This window comes from Streptomyces albicerus (assembly GCF_008905045.1).
Lineage (GTDB): Bacteria > Actinomycetota > Actinomycetes > Streptomycetales > Streptomycetaceae > Streptomyces > Streptomyces albicerus.
This window is the reverse complement of record NZ_VWMY01000143.1, coordinates 1-11,556: the sequence shown is the minus strand read 5'-3', so window position 1 is coordinate 11,556 and position 11,556 is coordinate 1. Positions and strand designations below refer to the sequence as shown.

Genomic DNA, 11,556 nt, shown 5'->3' with positions numbered 1-11,556 from the left:
TGCCCGCGACCTCGCTGGCCTGGGGCCTGTGGTCGGAGGCCGCGGGCATGGCCGCCCAGCTGGGCGAGGCCGAACTGGCCCGCCTGGAGCGCATGGGCGCCAAGCCGTTGACGACCGAGCCGGCCCTCGGCCTGTTCGACGAGGCGCTCGCCTCCGACGCCGCGCTGCTGGCACCCGTCCGGCTGGACATCGCGGTGCTGCGCGCCCAGGCCAGGACCGGCACCGTCCCGGCCGTGCTGCGCGGGCTCGCGCCCGCCGCCCGTCGCGCGGAGGCCGGCGGATCGCTCGCCCGGCGTCTGGCGGGCGTGCCCGAGGCGGACCGTGAGCAGGTCGCGCTCGAACTCGTGCTGGCGCAGGTCGCCGGCGTGCTCGGACACGCCTCGGCCACGTCCGTCGATCCCGAACGCGCGTTCAAGGAGCTCGGCTTCGACTCCCTCGCCGCGGTCGAGCTGCGCAACCGGCTCACCCAGAACACGGGCGTGCGCCTGCCCGCGACGCTGGTGTTCGACCACCCGACTCCGGCGGCGGTGGCCCGCCTGCTGGTGTCCCAGGTCACCGTGGACGCCGAGGCGAGCCGTCCGCGTACGAGGCGCTCGCGGCGCGTGGACAACGCCGAGCCCCTGGCGATCGTCGGCATGAGCTGCCGGTTCCCCGGCGGGGTGTCCTCGCCGGAGGAGCTGTGGGAGCTGGTGGCGTCCGGCCGGGACGGCATGGGCCCGTTCCCGACCGACCGCGGCTGGGACCTGGAGCGGCTCTACGACCCCGACCCCGACCAGGCCGGCACGGTCTACACGCGGTCCGGCGGCTTCGTCGACGGCATCGGCGAGTTCGACGCGGACTTCTTCGGGATCAGCCCGCGCGAGGCCCTCGCCATGGACCCGCAGCAGCGGCTGCTCCTTGAGGCGTCCTGGGAGGCCTTCGAGGACGCCGGCATCGACCCGACCTCGCTGCGCGGCAGCGACACCGGCGTCTTCTGCGGCACCGTCACCTCGGGTTACCACGCGACGATGGTTCCCGAGCTGGAGGGCTACCACCTCACCGGCACCACGATGAGCGTGGTCTCCGGCCGCATCGCCTACACGCTCGGCCTGGAGGGCCCGGCGGTGTCCGTGGACACGGCCTGCTCGTCCTCCGCCGTCGCCCTGCACATGGCGTCCCAGGCGCTGCGGTCCGGCGAGTGCGGGACGGCCCTCGTCGGCGGCATCTCGCTGATGGCCACGCCGGACCTGCTCATCGGTTTCAGCCGGCAGCGCGGCCTGGCCGGCGACGGCCGCTGCAAGGCGTATGCGGCGTCCGCGGACGGCACCGGCTTCGCCGACGGCCTCGGCCTGCTGGTCGTGGAACGGCTGTCGGAGGCCAGGCGCAAGGGACGGCGCATCCTCGGCCTGATCCGGGGCAGCGCCGTGAACCAGGACGGTGCCAGCAACGGCCTCACCGCGCCGAACGGGCCCTCGCAGGAGCGCGTGATCCGGCAGGCGCTGGAGAGCGCCAAACTGTCCCCGGCCGAGGTCGACGCGGTGGAGGGTCACGGCACGGGTACCAAGCTGGGTGACCCGATCGAGGCGCAGGCGTTGCTGGCGACGTACGGCCAGGAGCGGGACGGCGAGCCGCTGTGGCTCGGTTCGATCAAGTCCAACATCGGCCACACGTCGGCCGCCGCCGGTGTCGCCGGTGTCATCAAGATGGTGATGGCGATGCGGCACGGCGTGCTGCCGCCCACCCTGCACGTGGACGCGCCGTCCCCGCACATCGACTGGGAGTCCGGTGAGGTCCGGCTGCTGACCGAGGCGCGGGAGTGGGCCTCGGAGGGCCGGCCGCGTCGCGCCGCCGTGTCGTCGTTCGGCGTGAGCGGCACCAACGCGCACATCATCCTGGAGGAGGCCCCGGCCGGGGAGTCGGCCGCCGACCGTGCCGGGGAGCGTCCGATGCCGGCCGTTCCCGTGCCGGTGTCCGGGCGCACGCCGGCCGCGATGCGGGCCCAGGCCGACCGGCTCCGCGCCCACCTGCTGGCGCGGCCGGAACTGCCCCTGGCCGACCTCGGATTCTCCGCGGCCACCACCCGCGCCCACCTGGAGCACCGGGGCGTCGTGGCCGCGGCCGACCGTGACGAGCTGCTGGCCGGTCTCGCCGCCCTGGCCGTCGGCGAGCCCTCGCCGGTGACCGTCGAGGGCCGGAGCACGGCCGGTGCGAAGCCGGTGTTCGTGTTCCCCGGCCAGGGCGCCCAGTGGGTCGGCATGGCGGTCGAACTCCTCGACTCCTCACCGGTGTTCGCGGCGGAGATCGCTGCGTGCGGTGAGGCGCTGGGCGAGTTCGTCGACTGGAGCCTGGAGGACATCCTGCGCGGCGCCTCCGGCGCACCGACCTTCGAGCGGGTGGACGTCGTACAGCCCGCGTTGTTCGCGGTGATGGTGAGTCTGGCCGCGCTCTGGCGGTCGTACGGGGTCGAACCGTCCGCCGTCGTCGGGCACTCGCAGGGTGAGATCGCCGCCGCGTACGTCGCCGGCGGTCTGTCGCTGCGCGACGCGGCCCGGATCGTCGCCGTACGCAGCCAGTTGGTGCGTGACCGGCTTGCCGGCCTCGGCGGGATGATGTCCGTCTCGCTGCCCGTGGAACGGGTGGAGGAGCTGATCGCTCCGTACGAGGGCCGTGTGACGGTCGCCGCGGTGAACGGCCCGGCGGCCGTGATCGTCGCCGGTGAACCGGGCGCGCTGGACGATGTGCTGGCCGCCTGCGAGCGCGACGGGATCCGGGCCCGCCGCGTCAACGTGGACTACGCGTCCCACACCGCGCACGTCGAGGCGCTGGAAGCGGAGCTCATGGACGCGCTGGCGCCGGTACGGCCGGCCGCCGGGACGATCCCCGTGTACTCCACGGTGGTCGGAGAGTACGTCGAGACCGCCACGATGGACGCCGCGTACTGGTACCGGAACCTGCGCAACCCGGTCCGCTTCGAGCCCGCCGTCCGCGCCCTCGTCGAGGGCGGCGCCGGATGCTTCCTGGAGATGTCCCCGCACCCCGTGCTCACGATGGCCGTGGAGGACAACGTCGAGGCACTGGACGCGAGCGGCCGGGTGTCCGTGGTCGGGTCCCTGCGGCGCGACGAGGGCGGACTGCCCCGGTTCCTGCTCTCCCTCGGCCAGGCGCACACCGCGGGTGTGCGGATCGACTGGGACGCGGTGTACGAGGGCACGGGCGCCGGGCGCGTGGACCTGCCGACGTACGCGTTCCAGCGGGAGTACTACTGGCTGATGCCGTCGGCGCGGGCCGGCGATGTCGCGGCGGCGGGCCTGGAACGCATGGACCACCCGGTGCTGGCGGCGGCCGTGCAGGTCGGCGACCGCGACGAGTGGGTGTTCAGCGGGCGCGTCTCCGCCGACTCGCAGCCCTGGGTGCGCGACCACGTGGTCCTGGGCGTGGTGATCGTGCCCGGCACGGCGTGGGTCGAGCTGGTCTCCGCCGCCGGCCGCCGGATGGGCGTGCCGGTCGTGGACGAGCTGGTGATGGAGTCGCCGCTGCTGCTGGAGGAAGGCTCCGCCGCACAACTGCGGATCACCGTCGGCGCCGCGGGTGAGGACGGCCGCCGCGAGGTGGCGGTGTTCGCCCGCGCCGAGGGCGGGGACGACGAGCAGACCGGGATGACCTGCCACGCACGGGGCCTGCTGGCCGCCGAGGACGTCACGCCGGTCTCCTGGGCGCCGGCGCAGTGGCCGCCGGCCGGCGGTGTGGAGATGACCGGCGACGTGCTGTACGCCGGCATGGCGGAACTCGGGTTCGACTACGGGCCCGTCTTCCAGGGCGTGCGCACGGCCTGGCGCGTCGGCGACGAGGTGTTCGCCGACGTGGCCCTGCCCGGCGACACCGGAGGCGAGAGCTTCGGCCTGCACCCGGCACTGTTCGACGCGACGCTGCACAGCGCGTTCGCCGAGAAGGGGTCCGGCGGCGGCGCGACGCTCCTGCCGTTCTCCTGGTCGAAGGTGAGCATCGGGCGTACGGGCCTGTCGCGGGTCCGGGTGCGGATCTCGCCCGCCGGTGACGCGGCGCTGCGCGTGGACGCGGTGTCCGAGCAGGGCGAGCCGGTGCTGAGCCTCGGCCGCCTCGACATGCGTCCGGTCGACCCCGCCCAGCTGTCGCGGCTGCGCCGCGGCGGCGGACAGTCGGTCCACCGGCTCGACTGGGCGCCGGTGACGGCGACTTCGGGCGGGCCACAGACCGGAGGTGTGGCGCGGGTCGCGGTGCTCGGTGACCTCGCCGAGGTGGAGCGCGCCGTGGCCGACGGCGGGTCCGTGCCCGAGCTGGTGCTGGCCTCGGTCGGCACCCCGGACGGGAACGTGCCCGACGCCGCCCGGCAGGCCGCCGCCGAGGCGCTGGAACTGGTGCAGCGGTGGCTGGCCAGTGAGTGGCTGGGCGAGACCAGGCTCGTGGTGACGACGCGGGGCGCGATGTCGGTCGGCGGTGAGACGCCGGACCCGGCCCAGGCGGCGGTCTGGGGTCTGCTGCGCAGCGCCCAGTCCGAGCACCCCGACCGGTTCGTCCTCGTCGACCTGGACGGCGACGAGCCCGACTGGGGCGCCGTCCTCGGCGCCGACGAGCCGCAGCTCGCGGTGCGCGGCGGACGGCTGCTGGCGCCGAGGCTGACGCGTGCCTCCGCCGGGGCGGCCGACCGGCCGCCGGTCTTCGACCCCGAGGGCGCCGTCGTGATCACCGGCGGTACGGGTGGCCTGGGCGCTGTGTTCGCCCGGCACCTCGCGACCGCCCACGGCGTACGGCATCTGCTGCTGCTCAGCCGGCGAGGCCCGGCGGCCGACGGCGCCGCCGAACTGCTGGCGGAACTGGAGGGCCTGGACTGCCACGCGCGGGCCGTCGCCTGCGACGTGGCCGACCGGGACCAACTGGCCGCCGCGCTCGGCTCGTTGGAGCGTCCCCTCACCGGCGTGGTGCACGCGGCCGGTGTCCTCGACGACGGCGTGATCGAGTCGCTGTCCGCCGAGCAGATCGAACGCGTCATGCGGCCCAAGGCCGACGCGGCCTGGCACCTGCACGAGCTGACCGCCGACGCGGACCTCACCGCGTTCGTGCTGTTCTCCTCGGTGTCGGCGCTCATCGGCAGCCCCGGCCAGGCCAACTACGCCGCCGCCAACGCCACGCTGGACGCCCTGGCGGGGCTCCGGCGGGCCGCGGGACTGCCCGCGATGTCCATGGCGTGGGGCCTGTGGTCCGGTACCACGGGCATGGCCGCGAGCCTGGACGAGGCCGAACTGGCCCGCCTGGAACGCATGGGCATCAGCGCGCTCACCGCCGAGACCGGCCCCGCGATGTTCGACCAGGCGCTGGACGTGGACGCGGCCGTCGTCGCCCCGGTGCTGCTGGAGACGACGGCACTGCGCGCCCAGGCACGCGCAGGAATGCTCCCGCCGCTGCTGCGCGGGCTGGTCCGGCTGCCGGCGCGGGCGGCCGACTCGGGCACGGCGGCCCTGGCGCAACGGCTGGCCGGGGCACCGGAGGCCGACCGGGGACGCATCGTGCTCGAACTGGTCCAGGCACAGGTCGCCGGCGTCCTCGGGCACACCTCGGCCGGCTCCGTCGACCCCGAACGCGCCTTCAAGGAGATCGGCTTCGACTCCCTGAGCGCCGTCGAACTGCGCAACCGGCTCACCCAGACCACCGGCGTGCGCCTGCCCGCCACGCTGGTCTTCGACCACCCCACCCCGGTCGCGGTCGCCGGCCTGCTGCTGTCGGAGATCGGCGGCGGAGAGCCGGCCGAGCCCCCCATCGACCAAGAGGTGAGGAAGCTCGAAGAGATGCTCGCCGCGAGTTCCGCGGACGAGCAGCAGCGGGTGGCCAAGCGCCTGCGCGCCCTGCTGTCCGGCATCAGCGCCGGGGCGGGCGACACCCAGGGCGACAAGAAGCAGAACGCCAGGGAGCGGCTCGAAGCGGCCACCACCGCCGAGGAACTCTTCCAGATGATCGATGTCGATCTGGGCGACGAGTGACGGACGAGTGACGGACGAGCGTGGGCGCGAGCGACGAGCGACGGACGAGCGACGGGGGACGGACGAGTGACGGGGGACACGGACATGACGGATAGCACGGACAACATCGATCAGCAGGAAAAGCTCGTCCGGTATCTGAAGAAGGTCGCGCTCGAACTCAACGAGACCCGGGCGCAGTTGGAGGACAACGAGTACCGGGCGGCCGAACCACTGGCCATCATCGGCATGAGCTGCCGCTACCCCGGCGGGGTGACCTCCCCGGAAGAGCTGTGGGACCTGGTGGCCTCGGGCGGCGACGCCATCTCCGGGCTGCCCACCGACCGCGGCTGGGACCTGGAGGGCCTCTACGACCCCGACCCGGACCAGCCCGGCAAGGTCTACGCCAAGGGCGGCGGCTTCGTGGACCGGATCGGGGAGTTCGACGCCGAGTTCTTCGGGATCAGCCCGCGTGAGGCGACCGCGATGGACCCGCAGCAGCGGCTGCTCCTTGAGGCGTCCTGGGAGGCGTTCGAGCACGCCCGCCTCGACGCGAACGCGCTGCGCGGCAGCGACACCGGCGTCTACTTCGGCCTCAGCGTCACCGACTACGGCGTGGGACCGGACAAGAGCCTTCCCCAGGTGGAGGGCTTCCAGCTCACGGGCGGCTCGGGCAGCGTCTCCTCCGGCCGCGTCTCCTACCTCTTCGGACTGGAGGGCCCCGCGGTGTCCGTCGACACCGCCTGCTCCTCCTCCGCGGTCGCCCTGCACATGGCCGCGCAGGCGCTGCGTACCGGTGAGTGCTCCCTGGCCCTCGCCGGCGGCATCACCCTCATGCCGAGCCCGTTCATGCTGCGGGAGTTCAGCCGGCAGCGGGGTCTGTCCGAGGACGGCCGCTGCCGCGCCTACGCGGCGTCCGCCGACGGCACCGGCTTCGCCGACGGCCTCGGTCTGCTGGTCCTGGAACGGCTGTCCGACGCCAAGCGCAACGGACACCGCATCCTCGGCCTGGTCCGCGGCACCGCCATCAACCAGGACGGCGCGAGCAACGGCCTGACCGCCCCCAACGGCCCGTCCCAGGAGCGGGTGATCCGGCAGGCGCTGTCCAGCGCGCGGCTCACGCCCGCCGACGTGGACGCCGTCGAAGGTCACGGCACGGGTACCAAGCTGGGTGACCCGATCGAGGCGCAGGCGCTGTTGGCGACGTACGGCCGCGAGCGCGAAGGCGATCCGCTGTGGCTCGGTTCGATCAAGTCCAACATCGGTCATACGTCGGCCGCCGCTGGTGTCGCCGGTGTGATCAAGATGGTGATGGCGATGCGGAACGGTGTGCTGCCGCCGACCTTGCACGTCGATGCGCCGTCGCCGCACGTGGACTGGGAGTCCGGTGAGGTCCGGCTGCTGACGGAGGCTCGGGAGTGGGCTGCGGACGGTCGTCCGCGCCGTGCGGGTGTGTCGTCGTTCGGCGTGAGCGGTACGAACGCGCACATCATCGTCGAGGAGGCCCCGCCGGCCGAGGCGCCGATGACGGCCGAGCGGGCTGTGCCCGCCGCTCCGCTGCCGGTGGTGCTCTCCGCGCAGACGGACACGGCACTGCGGGCCCAGGCTGAGCGGCTGCGCGCCCATCTGGCCGCGCGGCCCGAGGTGTCGGTCGTGGATGCGGCGTATTCGCTGGTGACGTCCCGGGCACTGCTGGAGCGCCGGGCCGTGGTCGTCGCCCGGGACCGGGATGAGCTGCTGGCGCGGCTGGCCGAGTTGACGGCCGGGGAGCCGGCGGTCGCGGGTAAGTCGGCGTTCTTGTTCACCGGTCAGGGCTCGCAACACCCCGGTATGGGGCTGGAGCTGGCTTCGGCGTTCCCGGTGTTCGAGCGGGCGTTGAGCGAGGTGTGTGCCGCGGTCGACCCGTTGCTCGGCCGTTCACTGCGCGAGCTCCTGGCCGAGGACAGTGACGTGCTGAATTCCACCGAGTTCACGCAGGTGGCGTTGTTCGCGGTGGAGGTGGCGCTGTTCCGGCTGGCGGAGTCGCTGGGTGTGCGTGCGGACTATCTGATCGGGCATTCGGTCGGTGAGATCGCTGCCGTGCATGTGGCGGGGGTGTTGTCGCTGGCCGATGCGGCTGAACTGGTGGTGGCGCGTGGCCGGTTGATGGGTGCGCTGCCGTCGGGTGGGGCGATGGTGGCCGTGCAGGCCGCCGAGGCCGAGGTGGCGGAGTCGCTGGCCGGGTTTGAGGGCCGGCTGGAGATCGCGGCCGTCAACGGGCCGCTGGCCGTCGTCGTCTCCGGCGACGAGGACGCCGTAGACGAATGGCTGCCGCAGTGGCAGGGGCGTAGGACGACCCGGCTGCGGGTCTCGCACGCGTTCCACTCCCCGCGCATGGAGCCGATGCTCGACGAATTCCGGGCCGTCGCCTCACGGCTGACCTACGCCGAGCCGCGTATCCCCGTCGTATCGAACGTGACCGGCGAGCCGGTGTCCGCCTTCGACGCCGACTACTGGGTCCGGCACGTCCGCCAGGCCGTCCGTTTCGCCGACGGGGTGCGCACCCTGTGGGATCTCGGCGTGCGCCGGTTCCTGGAGCTGGGCCCGGACGCGGTGCTGTCCGCGATGGCCCGGCAGTGCATCGAGGACACCGAGGCCGCCTTCATCCCCGCCCTGCGGGCCAAGCACGGCGAGAGCGAGACCTTCGCCGGCTTCCTCGGCCGCGCCCACACCGCCGGTGTCGGCGTCGACTGGCAGGCGTTCTACGCCAGTACCGGCGCCCAGCGCGTCGAGTTGCCGACGTACGCCTTCCAACGCGAGCGGTTCTGGCTGACGCCCTCGGTGCAGGCCGGTGATGTCGCGGCGGCCGGCCTTGAGCGGGTCGAGCACCCGGTGCTGGCGGCGGCCGTGCAGGTCGGTGACCGTGACGAGTGGCTGTTCACCGGGCGATTGTCCGCCGAGTCGCAGCCGTGGGTGAGTGACCACGTGGTGCTGGGCTCGGTGATCGTGCCCGGTACGGCATGGGTGGAGCTGGCGTCGGTCGCCGGGCGCCGGGTGGGCGTGCCGGTGGTGGACGAGCTGGTGATGGAGTCGCCGCTGCTGCTGGAGGAGAGCACGCCCGTCCAGCTGCGGGTCACCGTGGACGCCGCGGGTGAGGACGGCCGCCGTGAGGTCGCGGTCTTCGCCCGTGCCGAGGCCGGGGACGACGAGCAGGCCGAGACGGTGTGTCACGCGCGCGGTTGGCTGGCCGCCGAGGACGCCACGCCGGTGTCGTGGGTTCCGGCGCAGTGGCCGCCGGCCGACGGCGTCGAGCTGTCCGCCGACGCGCTCTACGCCGGGATGGCGGACCTCGGGTTCGACTACGGGCCCGCCTTCCAGGGCGTACGGGCCGCTTGGCGCGTCGGCGACGAGGTGTTCGCGGACGTGGCCCTGCCCGGTGACACCGGCGGCGAGAGCTTCGGCATCCACCCCGCGCTGTTCGACGCCTCCCTGCACTCGGGTCTGCTCCAGGACGGGCCGAGCGACACCGCGTTCCTGCCGTTCTCCTGGTCCGGGGTGCGCCTCGCGCGGCACGGTCTTTCGCGGGTGCGGATCCGGATGCGGCGGGTCGACGAGACCGCGTTCGGCCTGGACATCGCCGGCGAGCAGGGAGAGCCGGTGCTGAGCCTGGCCCGCCTTGACATGCGTCCGGTTGACCCGGCCCAGCTGGAGCGGCTACGGCGCAGCGGCCGGCAGTCGGTGTACCGGCTCGACTGGGCACCGGTCGCGGTCGGTGCGGGGCAGGACGTGCGGGTGGCGGTGCTGGGCGGCGCGGCCGGTGCGGTCGAGCGGTTCCCGGACCTGGCCGCGCTGGAGAAGGCCGTCGCCGACGGTGCGGCGGCCCCGCAGCTGGTCGTCGCCGCTGTCGACACCCCGGACGGGGACCCGGCCAAGGCCGCGCGGGAAGCCGCCGCGCAGGCGCTGACCCTGGTGCGGCAGTGGCTGGCCGGCGCCTCCCTGGGCGACGCCCGGCTGGCCGTCGTGACCCGGCGTGCCGTCGCCGTCGCCGGGGAGACGCCGGACATCGCGCAGGCGGCGGTGTGGGGTCTGCTGCGCAGCGCGCAGTCCGAGCACCCGGACCGGTTCCTGCTGTTGGACGTGGAATCGGACGGCGACGGTGACGGTGACGAGCCCGGCTGGGGCGCGCTGCTCGACGCGGACGAGCCGCAGCGCGCCGTGCGCGGGGACGAGGTGTTCGCGCCGCGTCTCGGCGTGGCCGCCGCGCCCGCCGACGACGCCTGGCACCTGTCCGTCGCGCGCAAGGGCTCCCTGGACGCGGTGGAGGTCACGTCCTCCGGTGCGCGTCGTCCGCTCGGCGCCGACGAGATGCGTATCGGGGTCCGCGCGGCGGGCCTGAACTTCCGTGACGTACTGATCGCGCTCGGCGTGTACCCCGACGACGTGCCGTTGGGCGCCGAGGCGGCCGGTGTGGTGCTGGAGACCGGCTCCGACGTCACCGAATTCGCGCCCGGCGACCGGGTGTTCGGCATCGTGCCGGACTCCTTCGGGCCGGTGGCCGTCGCCCATCGCAGCCTGGTCGCGCGGATGCCGGACACGTGGTCGTTCACGCAGGCGGCGTCCGTGCCGGTGGCGTACGCGACCGCCTACTACGGCCTGGTGGACCTGGCCGGGCTGCGTGCGGGCGAGCGGGTGCTGGTGCACGCCGCCGCCGGTGGCGTGGGCACGGCGGCCCTGCAGATCGCGCGGCACCTCGGCGCCGAGGTGTACGCCACGGCGAGCCCGTCCAAGTGGGACGTGGTGTGGGCGGCGGGCGTGAAGAACGACCACATCGCCTCCTCGCGGGAGACGGCGTTCCGGGAGACCTTCCTGGACGTCACCGGCGGCGACGGCGTGGACGTGGTGCTGAACTCCCTCGCGGGCGAGTTCGTCGACGCGTCCCTGGACCTGCTGCCGCGCGGCGGCCGGTTCGTGGAGATGGGCAAGGCCGACATCAGGGACGCGTCGCTGATCGCGGCGGACCGGCCGGGCGTCGCCTACCAGGCGTTCGACCTGTGGGAAGCGGGGCCGCGGCGGCTCGGTGAGCTGCTGGCCGAGATCGTGGCGCTGTTCGAGCGGGGCGTGTTCCAGTTCGCGCCGATCCAGACCTGGGACGTGCGGCAGGGCCGCGAGGCGATGCGCCATCTGCGGGAGGGCCACAACGTCGGCAAGGTCGTACTGACCGTTCCGGCGCCGCTGGGCCCCGAGGGCACGGTGGTGGTCACCGGTGGTACGGGTGGTCTGGGTGCGGTGTTCGCCCGGCATCTCGCCGCCGCGCACGGCGTACGGCATTTGCTGCTGTTGAGCCGTAGCGGCCTGGCGGCCGAGGGTGCGGGCGAGTTGGTCGCGGAGTTGGCGGCGGTGGGCTGTGAGGCCCGCGTCATCGCCTGCGATGTGGCCGACCGGGAGCAACTGGCTGCCGCGCTCGGCTCGTTGGAGCGTCCTGTCACGGGTGTGGTGCATGCGGCGGGTGTCCTGGACGACGGTGTGGTTGAGTCCATGACGGCCGAGCAGCTCGATCGCGTCATGCGGCCGAAGGCCGACGCGGCCTGGCATCTGCACGAGTTGACCGCCG

Annotated in this window: 2 protein-coding genes; both read left to right on the top strand. The window is 73.8% G+C overall.

The features are described 5' to 3' along the window. Window positions 1-5,990 (top strand): SDR family NAD(P)-dependent oxidoreductase (locus GAS53_RS53200; protein ID WP_151485031.1); only part of this gene is annotated, 5,990 nt, incomplete at its 5' end. 84 nt (window positions 5,991-6,074) lie between these two features. Then, the coding region (locus GAS53_RS53195; RefSeq protein ID WP_151485030.1) for a type I polyketide synthase at window positions 6,075-11,556 on the top strand (5,482 nt) is incomplete at its 3' end.